This is a genomic window from Spirillospora albida (genome assembly GCF_000718255.1).
Taxonomy (GTDB): domain Bacteria; phylum Actinomycetota; class Actinomycetes; order Streptosporangiales; family Streptosporangiaceae; genus Spirillospora; species Spirillospora albida.
Genome location: NZ_JOFJ01000022.1, coordinates 1 through 20,732, shown reverse-complemented (window position 1 = coordinate 20,732; position 20,732 = coordinate 1). Strand labels below are relative to the sequence as shown.

At 72.6% G+C, this 20,732-nt stretch carries 22 protein-coding genes and 1 tRNA gene; 11 read left to right on the top strand and 12 right to left on the bottom strand.

The annotated features are described in order from the left end of the window. The first annotated feature begins 207 nt into the window (after positions 1-207). Positions 208-543: a hypothetical protein gene (locus tag IE99_RS0124530; RefSeq protein ID WP_157610477.1), complete on the top strand. Its 336-nt coding sequence runs from the start codon at positions 208-210 to the stop codon at positions 541-543. A 123-nt stretch (positions 544-666) separates the two neighbouring features. On the opposite strand, the gene IE99_RS0124525 is transcribed toward IE99_RS0124530, so the two are convergent. Together IE99_RS0124525 and IE99_RS0124520 are read right to left on the bottom strand one after the other, a co-directional pair. After that, the gene (locus tag IE99_RS0124525) at positions 667-1,791 is read right to left on the bottom strand and encodes a CU044_5270 family protein (RefSeq protein WP_030175495.1); all 1,125 of its coding nucleotides are present in this window, start codon (positions 1,789-1,791) and stop codon (positions 667-669) included. Further along, positions 1,788-2,354, bottom strand: a complete 567-nt coding sequence (locus IE99_RS0124520) for an RNA polymerase sigma factor (protein WP_030175494.1) — start codon at positions 2,352-2,354, stop codon at positions 1,788-1,790. The genes IE99_RS0124525 and IE99_RS0124520 overlap by 4 nt, the downstream gene beginning before the upstream one ends. 299 nt (positions 2,355-2,653) lie before the next feature. Here IE99_RS0124520 and IE99_RS0124515 point away from each other — a divergent pair, with 299 nt between their 5' ends. Both IE99_RS0124515 and IE99_RS0124510 read left to right on the top strand, forming a co-directional pair. Further along, positions 2,654-3,562, top strand: a complete 909-nt coding sequence (locus IE99_RS0124515) for a L,D-transpeptidase (protein WP_084219907.1) — start codon at positions 2,654-2,656, stop codon at positions 3,560-3,562. Positions 3,563-3,606: 44 nt separating this feature from the next. Continuing rightward, the gene (locus IE99_RS0124510) at positions 3,607-4,260 is read left to right on the top strand and encodes a choice-of-anchor P family protein (RefSeq protein WP_030175488.1); all 654 of its coding nucleotides are present in this window, start codon (positions 3,607-3,609) and stop codon (positions 4,258-4,260) included. A 137-nt stretch (positions 4,261-4,397) separates the two neighbouring features. Here the strand turns inward: IE99_RS0124510 and IE99_RS0124505 are convergent, their stop codons facing one another. The 4 genes from IE99_RS0124505 to IE99_RS0124490 all read right to left on the bottom strand — a co-directional run bounded on the left by IE99_RS0124505 (position 4,398) and on the right by IE99_RS0124490 (position 7,332). Further along, entirely contained in the window at positions 4,398-4,802 is a 405-nt protein-coding gene (locus tag IE99_RS0124505) for an ATP-binding protein (protein WP_030175485.1), read from the bottom strand. Between the two features lie 157 nt (positions 4,803-4,959). Continuing rightward, positions 4,960-6,126 (bottom strand): acyl-CoA dehydrogenase family protein, encoded by a 1,167-nt coding sequence (locus IE99_RS0124500; RefSeq protein ID WP_030175482.1) that lies wholly within the window; start codon positions 6,124-6,126, stop codon positions 4,960-4,962. After that, the gene (locus IE99_RS0124495; RefSeq protein WP_030175479.1) at positions 6,126-6,767 is read right to left on the bottom strand and encodes a carboxymuconolactone decarboxylase family protein; all 642 of its coding nucleotides are present in this window, start codon (positions 6,765-6,767) and stop codon (positions 6,126-6,128) included. The genes IE99_RS0124500 and IE99_RS0124495 overlap by 1 nt, the downstream gene beginning before the upstream one ends. Beyond that, positions 6,751-7,332, bottom strand: a complete 582-nt coding sequence (locus tag IE99_RS0124490; protein ID WP_037560035.1) for a VOC family protein — start codon at positions 7,330-7,332, stop codon at positions 6,751-6,753. Before IE99_RS0124490 ends, IE99_RS0124495 begins: the two co-directional genes overlap by 17 nt. A gap of 115 nt (positions 7,333-7,447) precedes the next feature. Here IE99_RS0124490 and IE99_RS0124485 point away from each other — a divergent pair, with 115 nt between their 5' ends. Both IE99_RS0124485 and IE99_RS0124480 read left to right on the top strand, forming a co-directional pair. Then, on the top strand, positions 7,448-8,095 hold the full coding sequence (locus tag IE99_RS0124485) for a TetR/AcrR family transcriptional regulator (protein WP_051713174.1): 648 nt from the start codon (positions 7,448-7,450) through the stop codon (positions 8,093-8,095). Between the two features lie 10 nt (positions 8,096-8,105). Beyond that, a complete protein-coding gene (locus IE99_RS0124480) occupies positions 8,106-9,434 on the top strand; it encodes a phosphotransferase family protein (protein WP_030175470.1) in 1,329 nt (442 codons plus the stop codon). 39 nt (positions 9,435-9,473) lie between these two features. On the opposite strand, the gene IE99_RS0124475 is transcribed toward IE99_RS0124480, so the two are convergent. Beyond that, entirely contained in the window at positions 9,474-10,373 is a 900-nt protein-coding gene (locus tag IE99_RS0124475) for a hydroxymethylglutaryl-CoA lyase (RefSeq protein WP_245623329.1), read from the bottom strand. A 71-nt stretch (positions 10,374-10,444) separates the two neighbouring features. Between IE99_RS0124475 and IE99_RS0124470 the strand changes: the two genes are divergently transcribed. Genes IE99_RS0124470 through IE99_RS0124460 form a run of 3 tightly spaced genes read left to right on the top strand, consistent with a single transcriptional unit; the run spans position 10,445 to position 14,005 of the window. Then, positions 10,445-11,071, top strand: coding sequence for a GntR family transcriptional regulator (locus IE99_RS0124470; RefSeq protein WP_030175464.1), 627 nt, complete (start codon positions 10,445-10,447; stop codon positions 11,069-11,071). Then, the gene (locus IE99_RS0124465) at positions 11,068-12,264 is read left to right on the top strand and encodes a CaiB/BaiF CoA transferase family protein (RefSeq protein ID WP_030175461.1); all 1,197 of its coding nucleotides are present in this window, start codon (positions 11,068-11,070) and stop codon (positions 12,262-12,264) included. Before IE99_RS0124470 ends, IE99_RS0124465 begins: the two co-directional genes overlap by 4 nt. A gap of 55 nt (positions 12,265-12,319) precedes the next feature. Beyond that, the gene (locus tag IE99_RS0124460) at positions 12,320-14,005 is read left to right on the top strand and encodes a sulfatase-like hydrolase/transferase (protein ID WP_157610476.1); all 1,686 of its coding nucleotides are present in this window, start codon (positions 12,320-12,322) and stop codon (positions 14,003-14,005) included. Between the two features lie 55 nt (positions 14,006-14,060). On the opposite strand, the gene IE99_RS0124455 is transcribed toward IE99_RS0124460, so the two are convergent. Then, a complete protein-coding gene (locus IE99_RS0124455) occupies positions 14,061-14,645 on the bottom strand; it encodes an NlpC/P60 family protein (protein ID WP_051713172.1) in 585 nt (194 codons plus the stop codon). 372 nt (positions 14,646-15,017) lie between these two features. Here IE99_RS0124455 and IE99_RS30710 point away from each other — a divergent pair, with 372 nt between their 5' ends. Both IE99_RS30710 and IE99_RS31475 read left to right on the top strand, forming a co-directional pair. Next, positions 15,018-15,998: a helix-turn-helix domain-containing protein gene (locus IE99_RS30710; protein WP_051713170.1), complete on the top strand. Its 981-nt coding sequence runs from the start codon at positions 15,018-15,020 to the stop codon at positions 15,996-15,998. An 87-nt stretch (positions 15,999-16,085) separates the two neighbouring features. After that, entirely contained in the window at positions 16,086-16,526 is a 441-nt protein-coding gene (locus IE99_RS31475; protein WP_084219905.1) for a hypothetical protein, read from the top strand. Here the strand turns inward: IE99_RS31475 and IE99_RS0124435 are convergent. Both IE99_RS0124435 and IE99_RS0124430 read right to left on the bottom strand, forming a co-directional pair. Continuing rightward, a complete protein-coding gene (locus IE99_RS0124435) occupies positions 16,426-17,082 on the bottom strand; it encodes a class I SAM-dependent methyltransferase (RefSeq protein ID WP_245623328.1) in 657 nt (218 codons plus the stop codon). The two genes, IE99_RS31475 and IE99_RS0124435, sit on opposite strands and share 101 nt — an antisense overlap. A gap of 29 nt (positions 17,083-17,111) precedes the next feature. Beyond that, positions 17,112-17,603, bottom strand: a complete 492-nt coding sequence (locus IE99_RS0124430; RefSeq protein WP_030175448.1) for a GNAT family N-acetyltransferase — start codon at positions 17,601-17,603, stop codon at positions 17,112-17,114. Positions 17,604-17,905: 302 nt separating this feature from the next. Here IE99_RS0124430 and IE99_RS0124425 point away from each other — a divergent pair, with 302 nt between their 5' ends. Next, positions 17,906-18,589 carry a hypothetical protein gene (locus tag IE99_RS0124425; RefSeq protein WP_211258913.1) on the top strand — a complete coding sequence of 228 codons (684 nt, stop codon included), beginning with the start codon at positions 17,906-17,908 and terminating at the stop codon, positions 18,587-18,589. A 12-nt stretch (positions 18,590-18,601) separates the two neighbouring features. Here the strand turns inward: IE99_RS0124425 and IE99_RS0124420 are convergent, their stop codons facing one another. Then, positions 18,602-20,428: an ABC transporter ATP-binding protein gene (locus tag IE99_RS0124420; RefSeq protein WP_245623327.1), complete on the bottom strand. Its 1,827-nt coding sequence runs from the start codon at positions 20,426-20,428 to the stop codon at positions 18,602-18,604. Positions 20,429-20,657: 229 nt separating this feature from the next. Then, a tRNA-Gly gene (locus IE99_RS0124415) sits at positions 20,658-20,731 on the bottom strand. Position 20,732 lies beyond the last annotated feature (1 nt).

The window sequence follows — 20,732 nt, the reverse complement described above, 5'->3', positions numbered from 1 at the left end:
CCCCGGATCGGGGTGATCACTCAGGACCGCGCCCGCCCGTCCGCACCGGATCCCGCCCCGCCCCCGCACCCGGCCCGCCTCCCGGCCGGTGCCCGTCCGCCGAGCCCTCCCCCCGGCCCGCCCGTTCATTGCCCGCAACACCGGCCCGCGGTGATCGGAAAGGGCACCGCTCTTGTTTTGTCAGACCCCTGGGTAATCATTCGTGATATGAGCAGAGACACGCACCCGGGAATGCAGTGTCCGCACTGCCGATCCCATCTCGCGCTCGTCCCAGCGACCGGAAACTCCGACCCCTCCGCCGCCGCCGCACCGCCCGCCCTGCCGCCCGTCCCGCAGATCCTCCCGGTCGCCCCCGCCCGCGAGGAATGGTCCCCGCCGCCCGTCGCCGAGGTCCTCGCCGTTTATGCCGGGCGCACCAAGGACACCGCCACCGCAAAACGCGGCGCGGCCCGCGTCAGGGAAAGCATGAACCGCGCCAAGACCGCCGCCGCGCAACGCGCCGCCGTCCGGAAAGCCGTCCGCCGCACCCCGCGGAGCGCCTGATCACGAACTGATCACGACAGCCGTGCGCGAGGGGCGGCGCCCGGCCTGAACCGGACCACCGCCCCCGCCGGCGCACCGCGCCGAGTCATTCCTCCGTGTCGAGGCCGCTCCGGCCCCGTGCGATCACCGGACGGCGTCCGTCCACGCCGCCGTGAGGACCGCCGTGGAGCCGAGGACCGTCCCCGGCGCCCGCCCCTCGCCTGCGGCCGGGCGCACCAGCACCCGCTCGCCCGCCAGCGCGCCGCCGGTCGCCGGATCGATGACCAGCCGGTGCAGGACGAGCCCCGCGCGGGTCTTCTCGTCCAGCCCGACGCCCAGGCCCGTGCGGCCCTGCGCGTCCGTCACCCTCCCCAGCGACCGCACCCGCGGGAGGTCCGCCAGCATCCGGAACGCGGCGGCCCGCACCTTCGGCGCGACCGGCATGTCGGTCACCAGGCCGCTCGCGACCCGGTACAGCCACGCGTCCCGGCTCATCGGCGCGCCCGACTCGGTGTCGCGGCCGTCGTACCAGCGCAGCAGCCCCGCCCTGAGCCGGGCCGGGTCGGCGGGAAGCGCCCGCAATTCCTTCACGCCCACGTTCCGGCCGAGCCAGAAGAGCTTGCCGTCGCCGGGCCGCGGGGACGTGCCGCGCCGCACCGGGCCCTGCTTCACCGAGGTCACGAAGGTCTTCGTCACCGTGCTGTTCGGCCCGATCGGCACCCGGATCTCGAACCGGGCCGGCGCGCCCGCCCGCCGCCAGGCCGCCTCGTCCTTCGCCGTGGCGGGCCGCGCCCCGAGGTTCTGGACGTCCGCGCGGATCTTCGCGCCGGGGCGGCCCGGCGTCCACGTCTCGTGCCGCTGCCGGTCCACGACCGTGTACCGGACGCCGCCCGTCGAGACCTGATGCGCCATGGACGAGACCGTCGCGACGTGCCAGAAGGCGCCGGTCCCGTCCGGCCGGCCGTCCGCCTTGCCGGCGGCGGCGAGCAGCACGGTGCGCGCCGTCGCCGGCTGCGCGGCCGGGGCACCGGGCTCCCCGTCCGCCGGGACGTTCACCGCGACGAGCGCGGCGGCGACCGCGCCGGCCAGCCCGACGGCACCGAGCCCCCACACCGGCCGGACGCTCCGCCGCGCCCTCGCCCGCCCGCCCACGGGACGGGACGCCATCGCGTGCGCCAGTTCGGCGCGCCGGACGTCCTCGGCCACCGGCAGGTCCGGTGCCAGCTCCTCGGGCCGCGCCTCGCGCAGCGTCCGCAGAATGTCGCTCATGCCCTTTCCTCCCTGATGATCCCAACCTGCGAACGCGATGCCGCGCTCCCCTTCTCCTCGCCGGCGGCGCGCGGCTCCTCGACCGCGCGCACCAGCCGGCGCCGGGCGCGGTGCAGGCGGACGCGCAGCGCCGCCGCCGAGCAGCCGACGACGCGGGCCGCCTCGCGCGGGGCGAGCCCCTGCCAGGCGACGAGGATGAGGATCTCCCTGTCGTCCTCCGGCAGGGCCGCCATCGCGCGGACCACCGCCAGCCGCTCCGCGACGTCCTCGGCGATGTCCCCGCCGGGCGGCGGTGCCCACCGGGAGAGCTCCGCCGCGAACGACTCGCGGCGCACCTGCGCCCGGTGGCTCTCGCGCAGCACGTTGCGGGCGACGCCGAGCAGCCACGGCAGCGGCGGATCCGGGACGTCCCGGAAGCGCCGCCAGGCCACGGCGAAGGTCTCGCTCACCACCTCGTCCGCCGCCTGCCTGCCGGCGCGGCTCGCCGCGTAGGCCCACACGCGCTGCCGGCACTCGTCGTACATCGCGGTGAAGCGCCGCTCCTCGGAGGCTTCATCTGCCACCGGCCGCCCCCTCCGTCCGTCCAGGTGTGTTCCGTCACCAGGTAGTGGCGCGGGGCGGGCCATCGTTACCGGGCGATCCAGGCGATCCGGACGGCCTCCGGTCTACCCGCCGACACCCCTAATCGCCAAATCTCCTCCCAAATCGGAAATAGATAGATTTATACAAATGTCACGGAGCGGCGCCGGCATCTTTTTCGTTGTTTCCGGATACGCGCCGCTTCGGGCGCACTAACATCCCGCGACATGGCGATATGGAATGCCTTTTCACATGAAGGCCATGACGCCGCGGGGGAGGAACGATGAGCAAGCACGGCGCGCGCCCGGCCCGGCGCCATGCCCGCCGTCCCGGCCGGCACGCGGCCGGGCGGCCCCGGCCGCGGCAGCAGCCGCAGCGCCCCGCGGACGCCGCCGGACGGCATCGCGCGCCCGGCCGGCAGCCCGGCCGGGCCGTGGTCCCGGCGGCGGCCGCGGTGCTGCTGCTCAGCGCCTGCGGCGCGCCGGCCACCGGGAACGCCTCGGGGACCGGCACCGCAAGCGGCACCGCGAAGCCCCGGCCGCCCGAGGCCACCACCTTCACCACCGTCCGCGGCGCCCCGGCGGACCCCACGCCCGACGGCGTCACCGACGGCCTGGTCGTCCACCCGACCAGGCCGCTGCCCGTCCTCGACCGGCCCGGCGGCCGCGTCATCGCGACGCTGCCCGTCAACCAGATCGGCGGCCCCACCTGGGTCCCGGTCGTCGAGGGCTCCGGGACGTGGCGGCGCGTCCTGCTGCCGAGCCGCCCGAACCGCGCCACCGGCTGGATCTCCGCGGCCGGCGGCGCGCTGACCTCCGCGCACACCCCCTACACCGTCCAGGTCAGCCTGGCGAAGCGGCGGCTGACGCTGCTGCGGTCCGGCCGGGCGATGGGCGGCTGGCCGGTCGCGATCGGCGGGCCGCGGACCCCGACCCCCACCGGCCGCACGTTCGTGCTGGCCACCCTCGCCCCCGCCGGCGGGACCCCGAGCCCGCTCGTGCTGCCCCTCGGCGCGCACTCGGCGACGCTCGACACCTTCGGCGGCGGTCCCGGCACCGTCGCGCTGCACGGCTGGCCCGACGCCGCCGTGTTCGGCAAGGCCGTCACGCACGGCTGCGTCCGGGTGCCGCAGGACGCGCTGCGGCGGCTGGCCCGGGTCCCCCTCGGGACCCTCGTGTTCATCACCGGCTGACCCGCGCCCGTCGGCCCCATCCACGAACGATCGGAGACATATCCATGCGTATCGCACGCCTCGCCGCGGCGAGCCTGCTCGCCGCCGCCGGCGGCGGCCTCGCCCTCGGCGCCGCGCCCGCGGCGGCCGACGGCGGCCCGGGTGCCTCGGCGTACGGGCTGACCGCGACCGGCCCGGCGGCGGTCCCGCCGGCCCCGGCGGTGTCGTCCTCGTCCGGCACGGTGGGCAAGCGCCTGCTGCGGACGCCGCGCACGAAGCTGCTGTCGGCCTCGGCGCTGGACGTCCGCGCGGCCGCGAACCGCTCCCGCTCCCGGGCGGCCGGCGTGTCGGTCCCCATGGCCCGCCTGACGGCCGCCGCCGTGTCCGCCGCCTGCACGAACGGCACCGGCTCGGCCCGCCTCGCGGGCGCCGTGGTCGGCGGCAGGAGGCTCGCTTCCGCGCCGCCGCCGAACACCACCGTCCCCGCCGACATCGAGGGGCTCGGGCGGGTCGCGCTCGTCCTCAACCGGCAGCAGCGGCTCCCCGACGGCCGGCTGTCGGTCACGGCCGTGGAACTGACCCTGCCCGTCAAGAACACGCAGGTGCGGATCGCGTCCGCGACCTGCGGCCGCGGCCCGGCCGGCGGGCACGAGGGCGGAGGCGGCGCTGAGGCCCCGGCGCCGACCCCCGTCCGGCGCGACCTGCCCGTCACGGGCTGAGCCGCGGCGCACGAAGGACGGCCCGGGCGGATCGATCCCGTCCGGGCCGTCCCCTGACAGAGACGGCCCGGCGGGGGTGTCCCGCCGGGCCGTGCCTGCGTGCCGGAGGCGAGTGATGTCGCTCCGGCCGCGAGTTCTCAGCCTGCGAACGATTTCTCGAAATGCACGATCGCGCCGTTCCGGCGCACCCGGTCCATGATGCGGACGTCGTCGGTGAACGCCCGCATGAGGCGAAGCCCCCGGCCGTGTTCGGCGTGCAGGGGCACCTCCGGTTCCCCCCATCCGTCCGTGGCGTCGGCCGCGCCGCCGTCGATCACCTCGACGACGCAGCGGAGCCCGTCCATCCGGGCACGGACCTCGTACTCCATGCTCGCGGCGGCGTGCTGGATCACGTTCGCGCACGCCTCCCCGAGTGCGAGCGCGATGTCGGCGCGCACCTCGGAGTCCACGCCGAGGCCGCGGAGCGAGGCGTCCAGCGTGTGCCGGACGAGCGGTGCGCTCTCGGGATCCCTCGGCAGGATCATGTCGAGGACGACCTCCAAGGTCGACCGCCTCCCTTCCGTCTCGCCAAGAGGCAGATTTCCCAATGGCGCACCGAGAAAACTCGAGGCTCGCCCAGCCGGAAACAAAGATCCGGTACCGCACCGGTGAATTGCGGCGTGGCGCGTCCCCATGAGTGCGCCGCGCCGCAATTCCGGGTCAGGCGGAGGCCGCTTTCAGGATGCGGCGGGCCGTGCTCTGGATGTGCACTTCGTCCGGGCCGTCGTAAATGCGGGCCTCTCTCGCGTGGCGGTACATCCGCGACAGCGGGAGGTCGTCGGTCAGGCCGGCGGCGCCGTGCACCTGGATGGCGCGGTCGACGACGTTGTGCAGCATCCGCGCGCCCACGACCTTGATCGCGCCGATCTCGACGCGCGCCTGGTCCCCCGCGTCGATCCGCTCGGCGGCCTGGAGGGTGAGCAGCCGCGCGGCCTGGATCTCGGTGTAGGAGTCGAACACGTGCTGCTGCATCAGCTGCTTCGCCGACAGCGGCTCGCCGAACGCGACGCGCGCGTTCAGGCGGGCGCACATCAGCTCGAACGCGCGCTGCGCCTGCCCGAGCCAGCGCATGCAGTGGAAGATGCGGCCGGGGCCGAGGCGGTCCTGCGCGATGACGAAGCCGTGCCCGCGCGGGCCGAGAAGGTTGTCGGCGGGGACGCGGACGTCGTCGTAGACGACCTCGTAGTGGCCGCCCTCGATGCCCAGCACCGGCGTCTCCCGGACGATGCGGTATCCGGGCGTGTCCGTCGGGACGACGATCATGCTGAAGGCGCGGTGCGGGGTCGGGGCGTCCGGTTCCGTCCGGCACATGACGGTCGTGTACGCGGCCTGGGCGGCGCCGGTCGTGAACCACTTGCGCCCGCGGATCACCCATTCGTCGCCGTCCAGCTCGGCGGTCGTCTGGATGCCGGTCGGGTCGGACCCGGCGACGGACGGCTCGGTCATCGCGAAGCTCGGCGACACGTCGCCCGCGACGAGGGGCGCGAGGTACCGCTCCCGCCAGCGGGGGCTCGCGTACTTGTGCAGCATCAGGGAGTCCTGCAACGTGAACGTGCCGAGCGCGAGCTGGCCCCATTCGCTGCGGCCCTGCACCTCGTTGACGTACACGTAGTCGAGGAACGGCATGCCGCCGCCGCCCAGCTCGGCCGGGTGGCCGAGCGCCCACAGGCCCTCCCGCTTCGCCTGGCGGCGCAGCTCCTGGAGGGCGTCGCGGGACTCCTTCCCGCCCGCGTTCAGGACGGGTTCGGCCGGTTCGACCCGCTCGGTCATGAAGGCGTGGACGGCGTCGCGGACGTCCTTCACCCGGTCCGGGACGGGGAACGGCATCAGGACCCCCCGGTGAGATCGGACGCGATGTCGCGGCTGCCGTAGCCCTCCGGCGCGGCGACCTCCACCACCGGTTCCGGACGGTCGTCGAACTCGACGCGCAGCGCCTTCGACATCGTCGCGTGCATCTCGTACATGCAGGTGATGTAGGTGAGGAGCAGGATCTCCCGGTCGGTCAGATGCTCCTTCAGGACGTCGAAGGTCGCGTCGGCGACGCGCCCGCCGTCCAGGACGAGCCCGTCGGTGTAGGCGAGGACGGCCCGCTCCAGCCGCGAGTAGCAGTCGGCGGTCTGCCAGTGCGGGATCGACTGGATCTTCTCCTCGTCCATGCCGAGCGCCCGCATCTGCTTGCAGTGCTGCGAGAACACGAACTGGCTGCCGCGCGCCCAGCCGGCCCGGCACTGGCCGAGCTCGCGGAGCGCCGGGTCGAGCTCGGCGTTGCGGTACAGCGCGAACCCCTGCACGCAGTGCTTGAACACCTCCGGCGACTGCGCGAACACCGTCCACCAGTCGCCGGGCGAGCCGGTCGCGGTGCCGTGGTCGACGGCCGGGTCGCGGTCGGGCGCGAACAGGTGGTCGTAGAAGAACAGGATGCGCTCGTCGGTGACCTCGGCGCGGGGGACCTCACGCAGGCGCGGCATGGCTCTCCTTGGGAATGGTCCGGTCGGCGGCCGTCTTCGGCTCGTGGGACACGTCGGCGTCGGTGAAGGTCTTCGTCCAGCAGGCGAACTCCAGGAGGATGCCGTCCGGGTCCTGGAAGTAGAACGAGCGGACGAACACGCCCTCGTCGACCCGTGGCGCGACGCCGAACTCGCTGTCGTCGTGGTTGAGGATCGGGCTGACCGTGACGCCCTTGTCCCTGAGCCTGCGGCGGTACTCCTCGAACTTCTCCGGCGGGACGTGGAACGCGACGTGGTTCATCGAGCCGACCGCGCTGACCAGCTCGCCCTGCTCGGGACGGCCGGCGGGCGCGGAGACGCCGGGCACGCCGTCGGGCGCGTCCGGGAACCAGAAGAACGCGACGCAGTCGCCGCCGCCGCAGTCGAAGAAGAAGTGCTGGCCCATCCCGCCCGGCAGGTCGATCGTCTTGATCAGCGGCATGCCGAGGACGCCGCTGTAGAAGTCGACGGTCCGCTTCATGTCGGAGCAGACGAGGGCGAGGTGGTTGATGCCGCCGATCTCGAATTCGGGATTCGTGGCGGTCATGGAGACCTCCAAATTGACTTGACAGTCATGTCATTTAAGTCGATGCTCGGGATCCTGTTCCTGAGAGCATCGGTTGTCAAGGCCCGGACCGGAACCGATGAGGAGGGACCGCCACATGATCCCGGACGCCGACCCGAGCGCGGACCAGGCGCCTGCGCTCGCCGAGCAGGCGCCGCTCACCGAGCGCGGCGCCCGGACGCGGGCGCGCATTCTCGCCGCCGCCCGCGAGGTGTTCGAGGAGCGCGGCTACCCCGAAACCCGCGTCGCCCACATCACCCGGCACGCCAGGGTCGCCTACGGCTCCTTCTACACGTACTTCCCGTCCAAGGAGGCCGTGTTCCTCGAGGTCGCCGACCTGCTGTTCCAGACGATGATCCAGCTGGACCTCGTCCCGTCCGACGGGTACGAGCCCGCCACCCTGATCCGGCGCGCGAACCGCGCGTACTACGCGTCGTACCGGCGCAACGCGAAGATGATGGCGATCATCGAGCAGGTCGCGACGTTCAACGTCGCGTTCCAGGAGATGCGGCGCAAGCACCGCGCGGGGGCGGTCGCGCGGTCCGCCAAGGCGATCGAGCGCTGGCAGCGCGCCGGGCTCGTCGACACCGCGCTGGACGCCGAGATGGCCGCGCGCGCCCTGGCCGCCATGGTCGACCACTCGCTGTACCTGTGGTTCGTGCAGGGCGACGACGTCCCCGACACCGAACGCCTCCTCGACACGCTCGACACCCTCACCCTCCGCGCCCTCGGCCTGCGACCCTGAAGGAGCCCTCGTGGAACTCACCGACCGCGTTTCGGAAGCACTCGCCGCGCAGCTGTCCGGGTCGGTGACGGGGCTGCGGCGGCTTCCGGGCGGGGCGAGCCGCGAGACCTGGTCGTTCGACCTGGACGGCCGGCCGCTGATCCTGCGCCGCGACACCCCGTCCTCGCCCGACCCGACGGCGATGGGACGGGAGGCCGCGCTGCTGGCCGCCGCCGCGTCGGCCGGGGTGCCGGTGCCGACCCTGGCCGGGCACGGCGACGACCTGCTCGGCATGCCCTACCTGGTGATGGAGCGGCTGGAGGGGGAGGCCATCGCCCGCCGCCTGCTGCGCGACGACCGGTTCGCGGCAGTCCGGCCCCGGCTCGCGCGGGGGCTCGGCGGCATCCTCGCGCGGCTCCACACGATCGCGCCGGACGCGGTGCCCGGCCTGCCCGCCGGAGACCCGCTGACCGAGCTGACCGAGCACTACGAGGCGTTCGACGAGCCGCGCCCCAGCGTCGAGCTGGCCCTGCGGTGGCTGCGGGAGAACCGCCCGGCGCCGTCCGGGCGGGTCTCGGTCGTGCACGGCGACTTCCGCAACGGCAACCTGATGATCGACGAGAGCGGGGTGCGGGGCGTCCTGGACTGGGAGCTCGCCCACGCCGGCGATCCCGCCGAGGACCTCGGCTGGCTCTGCGTGAAGGCGTGGCGGTTCGGCTCGCCGCATCCCGCCGGCGGATTCGGCTCCCGCGAGGACCTCCTCGCCGGATACGCCGACGCCGGGGGCGCCGCGCCCAGCGAGTCCGAGCTGCACTGGTGGGAGGTCTACGGCACGCTCCGCTGGACGATCCTGTGCCGCCACCAGGCCGAACGCCATCTGAGCGGCAGCGAGCCGTCGATCGAGTACGCCGTCCTCGGCCGGAAGGTCTGCGAGCAGGAGCACGACCTGCTGCTCGCGCTCGGGCTGGCGGAACCCGTCGAGGTCGCCGACGTCCTGGACGCCGCGGGCGAGGACGCGGCGCCCGCGCCGCACGACCGCCCGTCCGCGCACGGGCTGCTGGACGCGGTCACGATGTTCCTGGTCGGGACGCCGCAGCCCGACGCGCACCTGCGCTTCCACAGCCGGGTCGCGGCGGGCGCGCTCCGGATCGTCCGCCGCGAGATCCTGCTCGGCGAGGCCCATCGCGCGGCGCACGCCGAGCGGCTGAAGGCCCTCGGGTGCGCCGACGACGCCGAACTGGCCATGGCCGTCCGCGAGGGGACCCTTGACGACCGCCGCGACGAGGTGGTGGCGGCCGTGCGGGCGTCCGTCCAGGACAAGGTGGCCGTCTCCGATCCGGCCCATCTCAGCACGCGCTGACCCGGTGGCGACGAGCCCGCGCGACGACGCGTGCTCAGGTCAGCGGCCTGGGGACGGGAAGGGGCCGGCGCGGTCGAGGAGGGCGGGGGCGGGCTTTCCGAGGAGGCCGCCGAGCCAGGTGCCCGTGGCGGCGACCGCCCGCATGTCGATCCCCGTCTCGACGCCGCCGCGGTGGAGGGCGTAGAGGAGGTCCTCGGTGGCGATGTTCCCGGTCGCGGACGGAGCGAAGGGGCAGCCGCCGAATCCGCCCGAGCTCGCGTCGAGCGTCGCGGCGCCCTCGTCCAGGGCGGTGAGCGCGTTGGCGTAGCCGGTGTTGCGGGTGTTGTGGAAGTGGAAGCGGAGCGGGGTGCCCGGGGCGGCCTCCCGCGTCCGGCGGGCCAGATAGCGGACCTGTGCCGGGACGCCCACGCCGATCGTGTCCGCCAGTGCGATCTCGAACGCCCCCGCCGTGTGCGCGCGGCGCGCGATCTCCGCGACGCGGTCCGGGGGGACCTCTCCCTCGAACGGGCAGCCGAACGCGGTCGCGATCGTGACACCGGCCGGGACGCCCGCGTCGTGCGCGGCGGCCGCGATCGCGTCCCATTCGTCCAGCATCTCCCCCGACGCGCGGCCCTGGTTGCGGACGCCGAACGTGTCGGACGCGGTCACGACGACGTTGACCTCGTCGACCCCGGCGGCGAGCGCGCGGTCAAGGCCCCGCCGGTTGAGGACGAGACCGCTGTAGAGGACGCCGTCGCGGCGCGGGACGCCCGCCATGATCTCCTCGGCGCCCGCCATCTGCGGCACCCGCCCGGGATGGACGAACGAGACGGCCTCGACGCGGCGGGTCCCGGCGTCCACGCAGCGGGTGATGAAGGCGACGCGGTCGTCGGGGGAGAGCGCGCGGTCCTCGTTCTGGAGCCCGTCGCGCGGACCGACCTCCAGTACCGTTGTATGCAATCCAGCCTCCGGTATGGTGAATTCTCCGGCTCTTTGCCACTATTGCATGCAATTGCCGTCAGGGAGAGGGTATGCCGCGCGCAGCCGACACCGCCTACGCGACGCTCCGCCAGATGATCCTGTCGGGCGAGGCCGCCGCCGGGTCCCGGCTGGGCGAGGCGGAACTCGCGGAGACACTGGGGCTGTCGCGGACGCCCGTCCGGGAGGCGCTGCAGCGGCTCGGCGCCGACGGCCTGGTGGAGGTGCTCCCCCACCGCGGCGCCCGCGTCGTCCGGTGGAGCCGCGCCGACCTGGAGGAGATCTTCGAGTTGCGCGCGCTGCTGGAACCGTACGCGGCGGAGCGCGCGGCCCGGCGGCGCCCGGACGCGGCGGTCCTGGCGGAGCTGACCGCGCTGTGCGACGCGATGGAGCGGTCCGGCGACCCGGCCGAGATCGCCCGGCTGAACTCCGCGTTCCACGGCGCGGTGATCGACGCGTCCGGCAACCGGCGGCTGCCCGCGCTGCTGACGTCCGTCATGCACGCGCCGCTCATCGTCGGAACGTTCCGCCGCTATGACGCCGGGGCCCTCGCCCGCAGCATGAACCACCACCGCGAACTGGTCGCCGCCCTCACCGCCGGCGACCCCGACTGGGCCGGCTCGGTGATGCGGGCGCACATCCGCGCGGCCGCCGCCGGACCGATCTCGGAGGAAGAATGACCGATTCCCCCCGCGCGCTCGGCGATCTGCGGGTCGTCGAGATGGGCCAGCTGCTCGCCGGCCCGTTCTGCGGCCAGCTCCTCGGCGACTTCGGCGCCGAGGTCGTCAAGATCGAACCGCCGGGCGCGGGCGACCCGATGCGCGAGTGGGGACGGGAGAAGCCGCACGGCAAGTCGCTCTGGTGGCCGATCCTCGCCCGGAACAAGAAATCGGTCACGCTCGACCTGCGCACGGCGGAGGGGCAGTCGCTCGCGCGGCGCCTCATCGCCGGGGCCGACGTGCTCGTGGAGAACTTCCGTCCGGGGACGCTGGAGCGCTGGGGTCTTGGGCCGGACGTCCTGCACGCCGACAACCCGGGTCTGATCATCACCCGCGTCACCGGTTACGGGCAGGACGGCCCCTACGCCCCCCGCGCCGGGTTCGGCTCGATCGGGGAGGCGATGGGCGGCATCCGCTACGTCACCGGCGACCCCGACCGTCCGCCGTCCCGTGCCGGGATCTCCCTCGGCGACGAGCTCGCCGGGACGTTCGCCGCGCTCGGCACCCTCGTCGCCCTGCACGCCCGGCACCGGACGGGGCGCGGCCAGATCGTCGACTCCGCGCTCTACGAGGCCGTGCTCGCGATGATGGAATCACTCGTCCCGGAATGGGAGGTCGCCGGCTACCAGCGGGAGCGCACCGGTTCCGTGCTGCCGAACGTCGCCCCCAGCAACGTCTACCCGACCAAGGACGGACCCGTCCTCATCGCCGCGAACCGGGACACGATCTGGCGGCGCCTCGCCGGACTGATGGGCCGTCCGGAACTCGCCGACGACGACCGCTACGCCACCCACGGCGCGCGCGGCGCCAACGCCGAGGAACTCGACGACCTCATCGCCGAATGGACCGCCGGCCAGGACTCCGCGTCCCTCCTCGACCTCCTCCACGAGAACGGCATTCCCGCCGGGCTCACGTACCGCGCCAAGGACATGCTCGCCGACCCGCACTACCGGGCTCGCGAGGCGATCATCCGGCTGGCGCACCCCGAGTTCGGCGACTTCCCCATGCACAACGTGTTCCCGAAGCTGTCCGGGACACCGGGCGAGGTGCGCACCCTCGGACCCTCGCTGGGCGAGCACAACGCGGAGGTGTACGGGAGCCTCGGCCTGGACGCCGGCGACCTCGCCCGCCTCGGGTCGGCCGGGACGATCTGACCCGGTGCGGCGCGGCGGCCTCGAACCGGGCCGTCCGGCCGGACGTAATAGGGACGTGGGCCGGTCAACAACGCACGACGAACCCCGTCACGACGCAGCCGAGCAGGAGGTCGACACGGACGACGGTCCGGAGGAGGAACCGAGAGGCAGGCTGCGTTCCGTCCTCGCGGGAGCGGTGACGGTCACGGCGGCCGTCCTGGTGCTCGCCGCGCTTCTCACCCCGATCCATCTCAGCGCCGTCGAACCCGGGACGTACCTGCGCATCCCGGTCGAGGCGCTCCTGCTCGCCGCCCTCGTCCTGGTGCTGCCGCCCCGGGCGAGGCGGCCGCTCGCGATCACGGCGGGCGCCTTCCTCGGCGTGCTGACGATCGTGAAGGCGCTGGACATGGGATTCCTGGAGATCCTCGTCCGGCCGTTCAACCCGGTGCTCGACTGGATGCTGGCCCGGCCCGCCGTCGAGTTCCTCACCTCGTCCTTCGGCCGCACGGGCGGGATCGCCGCCGCGGTCGGCATCGGACTGCTCGCCGTCGCCCTCATCGCGGCGATGGCCCTCGCCGTCCTGCGCCTCACGACCCTGATGACACGGCACCGCACCGCGGCGTCCCGCTCCCTGGTCGTCCTCTGCGCCGCCTGGATCGTCCTCGCGGCCCTCGGCGCCCAGGCCGTCCCGGGCGCGCCGCTGGCGGCCAAGAGCAACCTGACCCTCGTCTACAACCACGCCCGCCAGGTGAAGACGACCATCGGCGACAGGGAGAGGTTCGCCGCCCTCGCCTCCGTGGACGCCTTCCGCAACACCCCCGGCGACCGGCTCCTCACCGCCCTCCGCGGGAAGGACGTCGTCCTCACCTTCGTGGAGAGCTACGGCCGCACCGCCCTGGACGACCCCGCGGTCACGTCCCTCCTGGCCGACGGGACGCGCCGCCTGGGCAGCGCCGGGTACTCCTCGCGCAGCGGATTCCTGACCTCCTCGGTGACCGGCGGCGGGAGCTGGATGGCGCACGCCACCCTCCTGTCCGGTCTCCCGGTCGGCGACCAGCAGCGCTACCGCATGCTCGTCTCCAGTGACCGCCTCACCCTGAACGGCGCCTTCAAGCGGGCGGGCTGGCGGACGACCGGCATCATGCCCGGCGTCACCCGGGCCTGGCCCGAGGGCCGCTTCTACGGCTACGACAAGACGTACACCTCGACCGACCTCGGCTACCGCGGTCCCAACTTCAACTGGGCGACGATGCCCGACCAGTACGTCCTGTCGGCCTTCGGGCGGCTGGAGAACGGACGGCCGCACGCGCCCTCCATGGCCGAGATCGTGCTGGTCTCCAGCCACGCGCGCTGGGCCGCCATCCCGCGCTTCATCGACTGGAACGACGTCGGCGACGGCTCGGTCTACCACCGGATCCCCCCGGCGGTGAACGAGGCGAAACTCGACCCCGGCCGCGTCCGGCGGAACTATCTGACGTCCATCAAGTACTCGGTCGGCAGCCTCATCTCCTACGTGGAGAAATACGGCGACGACGACCTCGTCCTCGTCTTCCTGGGCGACCACCAGCCCGCCCCGATGGTGGCCGGGGAAAACGCGAACCGCGACGTCCCCATCACCATCGTCAGCCGCGACAAGAAGGTCCTGGACCGCATCGCCGCGTGGAACTGGAAGGACGGCCTGAATCCCGCGCCGGACGCCCCGGTCTGGAAGATGAGCGACTTCCGCGACCGTTTCCTCACCGCTTTCGGGCCGACGCCCTGATGGACGCCGGAACGCCCGGCCGGAGCGCACCGGCCGGGCGTTCCCCGCTCTCACGTCACTTGATGTTCTTCGGGCGGTACGCCTTGTACTGGCTGCCCTTCGACAGCCCGTAGGAGCGCTTCCGGTAGTCGGTGCCGTAGCCGCCGCGCTGCTCGTACGCCCAGTAGGCGGTGTGCTTGCTGTTCGCCCACTTCTCGAAGATCACGACGTGCCGGGTGGTGTTGCTCCCGATCGCGTCGATGACGAGGTCGCCCTTCTTCAGCTGCGACATCTTGATCTTCGTGCTGTACGTCTTCGACGCGAGGCCGACGGTGTTCGGGCCGGGCTTCGGCAGCCGCAGCGTCATGGACGCGTAGCCCGAGCAGTCGGTGCGGTACCCGCCGTGCTTCCTGTTCTGGCTGTAGGGGATCCGCTTGCCGGTGTGCGGGTTCCACGTCTTGGCGCGGGCGATGACCTGCGCGCGGGTGACCTTCGGGACGGCCGCCACCGTGACGGTCTGGCCCGCCGCCTGGAGCTGCGCGCCCTGCACGGCCGCCGGCCGCTCCTGCGCCGTGCTCGCCGCTCCGGTCAGGCCGAAGGCCGTACCGCCGGCCAGCGCCAGCGAGGTGACGCCGATGAGAATGGCTCGAGGGGAAGCCATGGATAATCCTCCGGGTGAACGCTCGTGGAATTGCGCCGTTGCGGGCGCCGAATGGAAATGCCGTCGATCGACGCAGCAGACGCTAGACGGCGGCGGACGCTCCCGGCCAGAGCACCCGAAAGAGCGGGACAACGACCTGTCCCAATGCCGCTGACCTGCCGTGATGAAGCAACTCGCGAGACCCGTGCGGGACAGCGGGACAACATTGCCGCGGCCCGTCGATCACAATTCGTGGAGCGTCCGGAACGCAGGGTGAAGATGCGCGAATCGGCCACCGGCCGCGTCCCGCTGGGCATAATGGTCCGCCGTGCCCGAAGCGCTCGCGAAAGGCAGGACCGACCGGAGATGAGCCGCCCCCGAAAATCCGCTCCATTGCCGGAGGCAGCGGAAGCCCTCCTCACCGAGTTACGCGCGCTGAAGGAGGAGGCCGGCTACGACCTGCGCTCGCTGGAGCGCAAGACGCATGCGAGCCGGTCGTCCTGGGGGCGCTGGCTCAGCGGCGAGACCTGGATCCCGGCCGACGCGGTCACCGCACTGGCACGGCTGTGCGGCGCCGACCACCGCCGCCTGGAGATCCTCTGGGAACTGGCGGACACGGCCCGGCGCTCCCCGGCCACCGGCCCCGCGGAGGAGTCGCCCGCCACCCCGGAGTCCGTGGCCCCCGAACCGGTCGCCGGGGAACCCGCCGTTCCGGCCGAGGAGGTCTCCACGGAACCGGCCGCTGCGGAACCCACCGCTCTCGTCGAGGAGATCTCCCCGCCGCCGGAGCGGCCGCGCCGCGTGCTCTTCGCCGCCGCCCTCGTCGGCTGCGCCGTCACCGCGGGAGCCGCCGGGGTGGTGCTCGGCGCGTCCCTCCAGTCCAACGCGACGGAGCCGCCCGCCCCGCCGAGCCCGCACGCCGCGTCCGCACACCGCCCGGCCGCCACGATCACGCGGAGCGAGGTCATCGCGCGCGCCCGCGCCTGGCATCCGCGCACCCCCCGGCGAGTGCCCTACGACCAGGCGGCGAACTACCAGGGCTACCGGACGGACGGTTCGGGCTACGCGTCCATGGCCCTCGGCCTCCCGAAGCCGGGCCCCAACTCCGCGAGCCTCGTCACCTCCTACTGCCGCCCCATCGCCGCCCGCGACCTCCGCCCCGGAGACCTCATCATCAACCCCACCGGCGGCGCCGGCCAACGGGAAGTGATGATCTTCGAGCGGTGGACGACCCCCGCGCGCACCGCCTACCGGGTGTTCCAGCAGCGCCGCGGCTACGGCACCGACCACCTCGTCCTCCGCGACGTCACCGGCTCCGCCGGCGGCCACCGGCCGTGCCGCCCCACGAACGTCCGCGAGGACCCCACCGGCTGACCCCGCGGCCGGTGAGCACCGCTACTCAGGCACGGTTGAGTCGCCGCGCCCTGCTCGCCGGGCCCCGCCGGGCCGCAGGCTGGTCACATGAACAAGCACCTCTCGACCGCGGCCGGCTTCCTCCTGCTGACCGCGGCGGCCGCCGCGAACTGGGCCGCCTGGCTCGGCTGGGACCAGAAGCATGACGTCGCCCCGGACGGCGACGTGTCCGGCCCGTACCAGCCGTGGCAGGTCGTCGGCCTCATCCTCGTCCTGGTCGCGATGACCGCCGCCGCGGTCGCCCGCCGCCATTCGTTCACCGCCGTGGCCGCTCCCGTCCTCGGCACCATGGCCGCGCTGTGCCACGACTGGTCCGACGACGACTCCGGCCTCTGGGCGGTCGGAGCCGCCATGGCGTTCGTCGGCCTCACGACCAGCGCGGTGATCATCACCGCCCTGGCCCACGCCGTCCGCCGCGCATCAGCAGACGGCCCTGGCGGAACCGCTCGTTCTCGTGGGTTTCGCACAGCACCCGGCCGACTTCACTGAAGCCCGCCTCGCGGGCCAGGGCGGACACGGCGTCGACCGGCCACCGGTAGGCCGGCGCCACCCTGTGATCGAAGACCGTGACCGGATCGCCTTCCGACTCGAAGAAGCCGAGCAGGAGGTGGCCGCCCGGAGCGAGGACCCGGCGGAACTCCGCGAGGTACGCCGGCAACTCCGGCCACGGCACATGGATGGCGGAATACCAGGAGACGGCTCCGCTCAGCTCACCATCGGCCAGGTCCAGCGCGTCCATCGAGCCGACATCGAACCGGAGACCGGGATAGGCGCTGCGGGCGAGGTCGACCATCGAGGGCGACAGGTCGATCCCGAAGGCGTCCAGGCCCAGGTCGCGAAGGTGCGCCGTCAGGTATCCCGGGCCGCATCCCAGATCGGCGACGGGCCCGCCGCCCCCGGACCGCACGATCTCGGCGAACGCGGCCAGCGTCGCGCGATCCAACGGCCGGTCGTCGAGGACTCCCCGGACGTGATCTGCGTAGAGGGGCGCGACCGCGCTGTAGGCGTCCGCTATGTCACCGGATCTGAAGGGGGTCTCGGCCACGGAGCGCATCCTAACCCGTCCGCCGGGCCTCAGATCAGGCGGTGCATGATGTGGAGCCCGACATATCCCTTCGCCGGGTGCCGGAAGCCGTCCGGGAGTGTCCCCACCACTTCGAACCCGAGTGACCGGTACAGCCGCACCGCGCGCACGTTCGTCTCCACGACCGCGTTGAACTGCATCGCACGGTAGCCCTCCGCGCGCGCCCATTCCAGCGTGTACTCGCACAGCGCCCGGCCCACCCCCCGTCCGGAGTGGGCGGGGTCGACCATGTAGCTCGCGCTCGCGATGTGCGACGCGTTGCCCATGTGGTTCCGGTTCATCTTCGCCGTGCCGAGAACGGCGCCGTCCGCCTCGTCCACCGCGACGACCGTACGGTCGGGGGCCGGCAGCAGCCACCAGTCACGCCCCTCGTCACGGCCGAGGTCCGTCGGATAGGTGAACGTCTCCCCCGCGGCGACGATCGCATGGAAGAAAGGCCAGATGGCACGCCAGTCGTCCGACGCGGCCTCCCTGATCAGCATGCGACCAGCATGTCCGCAACGGCAACGGGTTCTCCAGCCGTTTTCCGGGTTCCCGCACCGCACCGCATGGAGCTGATCCACCGCCTGTCGCACATCGCGACCGTCCGTGAGCGGCACACCGCCCATTGCCGGCCGGCTGAGCACCCCGACGCGGATCCCGTCGGCCAGGCCTGCGGACGGGGCCGCCGCGCAAATCGCTGACCTGCTCGAACAGGAGGTCACTTCCAAGGATCGATGACGCGCCCTACGCTCATGCCGTCCCGCTCCAACGTGATCCGCTCCAGGACAGTGAGGCGACCTCGATGCCATTGGTGGACCTGGCCTACACCACACTCGGCGGTGTCATAGGCGCGGCGTTGACCAACTACCTATCCAGGAACCACGAACGTCGGCAGCTCCGCGCAGCGGTCATGCAGGAACTCCGTCATGTCGCAGCAGTGCGCGAACAGGTGCGCGACATCACGCCGAGCGACGGATATCCGGCCAGGAACTCCATGGCGTCCCAGCTCGCCACAGACGATTTCAGGATCACAGCGATCCTGGACGACGGCCGCGATGCCGAAAGAGCGCAACAGGAAGCGCTGTCGAACCTGGTAACGGCCTCGCTCTCTGCGGGCATACCGAGAAGAGTCTTGGACTTCGCCGGAGGCGGCGAGGTACGAGCCCTCCGATGCGAGGTGGTCAGACTGATCGATCAGCGCCTGGGTGGAGTCCTGGGCAAGTCGGTCGATGAACTCATGGAACGTTGCGACGCCTACCAGCGGGCGACCTCCCAACTGCTCCTCCGAGCGCTATGGAGTCCATGGCGCACCCGCCTGCGGATGCACGCACGCATTCGAGCGCTGCGCCAGGACGTCAACGAACTGCACCTCATGCAGCAAGCGGCAATGGCCGTCCTCGCCCAGCCGAAGAACATCACCGCACTCGCCGAGCGACTTGCCATTCCCCCACAGCAGGACGGACGCCAAGTCAGCAACGCGCAATAGAACGGCGTCGGCTCAGGCCGGACGGCGGTCGGCGGCCTCGGTGTCGTCGTCCTCGGTGAGGAAACCGCCGGACTGGTGGCGCCAGAGGCGCGCGTACGGTCCCCCGGCCTTCAGAAGCTCCCTGTGCGACCCCTGCTCGAGGACGCGGCCGCGGTCGAGGACGACCAGGGCGTCCATGCGGACGACCGTGCTCAGGCGGTGCGCGACGACCAGCGCGGTGCGGTCGCGCATCAGGCGCCACAGGGCCTCCTGGACCAGGAGCTCGCTCTCGGAGTCGAGGGCGCTGGTCGCCTCGTCCAGCAGCAGGATCGGGGCGTCCCGCAGGATGGCGCGGGCCAGCGCGACCCGCTGCCGCTGCCCCCCGGACAGCTTGACGCCGCGTTCGCCGACCAGCGTGCCGAACCCGTCCGGGAGGCTCTCGGCGAACTCGGTGACGTGCGCGGCCCGCGCGGCCCGCAGCACCTCCGCCTCGGTGGCTCCCGGCCGGGCGAAGGCGATGTTGTCGAACACCGACCGGTGGAACATCGCGGGTTCCTGCGGGACGTACGCGATCTGGCCGCGCAGGTCGGCCTGGCGAAGCCGCGCGATGTCCTGGCCGCCGACGAGGACCCGGCCACCGTCGACGTCCATGAGGCGCAGCAGCAACCGGGTCAGCGTCGTCTTGCCGCCGCCCGACCGTCCCACCAGGCCGACCTTCATCCCACTGCGGATCTCCAGGTCGAGCCCGTCGAACAGGGGCGGGCCGCCGCCGTGCGCGAACCGCACCCCCTCGAACCGGACGGACGCGTCGACGGGGCGCAGCGGCAGCGGATCGGCCGGATCGACGACGGTCGGCGGCGTCAGGAGCAGCTCCGTGAACTGCGCGGCCTCGGTGAGCGTACTCTCCATCCGCCGGTAGACCTGGTTGAACTCGAACATGATCCGGGTGGCGTGGGTGTAGTAGGCGAAGGTCACGACGACGGCCTCCACCCCGAGACCGCCGCGCAGCGCCACCGCGACAAGCAGACCGAGCACGCTCGTCGCGATCGACATCGGCGCGACGATCGTGTCGACCCGGAGGTTTCCGTAGTCCCACGAGCGCAGCGACAGCCGGCGCTGCTCGGCGACGCGGCCCCGGAACTCGGCGGCCTCCCGCGCCTCGGCGGCGAACGCGCGGACGGTCTCCATGTTGCTCAGCACGTCCGCGACGTGACCCGACACCCGCACCTTCGCGGCCTCACGCTCGTCCACCAGCACCTGCCGCCGCCGGATGAACGGGGCGGCGAGGAAGCCGGTGACGATGATCAGGCCCACGAGCACGAGGACGAGCATCGGATGGAACCGCCACAGGACGACCGAGGCGAACGACAGCGGGATCACATTGGCCAGCACCGAGAAGGCGAGCGTGTCGGCGAAGTGCTCGAACCCCCCGGAGAAGCTCAGTATCCGCTTCGTCAGCGAACCGGCGAAGTTCTCGTGGAAGAACACGGAATCCTTGGCGAGCAGGTCGTCCATGCCGGTGTTGGCGAGTCGCTCGATGCCGCGTCCGTCCATCCGGTTGAGGAAGTGCAGCCCGATCCGCCACAGGATCTCGCCCACCAGCATCAGGCCGCCGAACCCGAGGAGGTACGGCCAGAGCACGGCCAGATCGCCCTCCCCGCCGCCGGACAGGCGCCCCACCAGAGCGGCCACCACCAGCGGCGTCAGGTAGAACAGGAAGGTGTTCCCGATCGCCGGCAGGGCCATCGCCGGAACCGAGACCCTCCACTCGCGGCGCAGGACACCGCAGTAGTGGCGAAGAGCCAGCAGAACAGCCCGCTTCCGCACCGCCGGGCCGTCCAGGGAGCCTTCCGGAGCCACGCGTCCTCCCCACGCCGCCGGTATCCCATGCTGCCCCAGCTGCTCCGACCCGAGCGAACGCATTTCCAGAAGGCCGCACACGACCCGAGAAGCCGAAGGGAGAAGTACGACACGGTGACGACGGCGCCTTATGCGGCTGCCTGCACGTTGATTGCACGCCGGTGATCCGGCGGCGAAACGATCAAGGCCCAGGTTCCGGGGATCATGTCCCTGGCCTGGGCCTTCGTGGTGGAGCGGGTGACGGGAATCGAACCCGCGCTGTCAGCTTGGGAAGCTGAAGTTCTACCATTGAACTACACCCGCG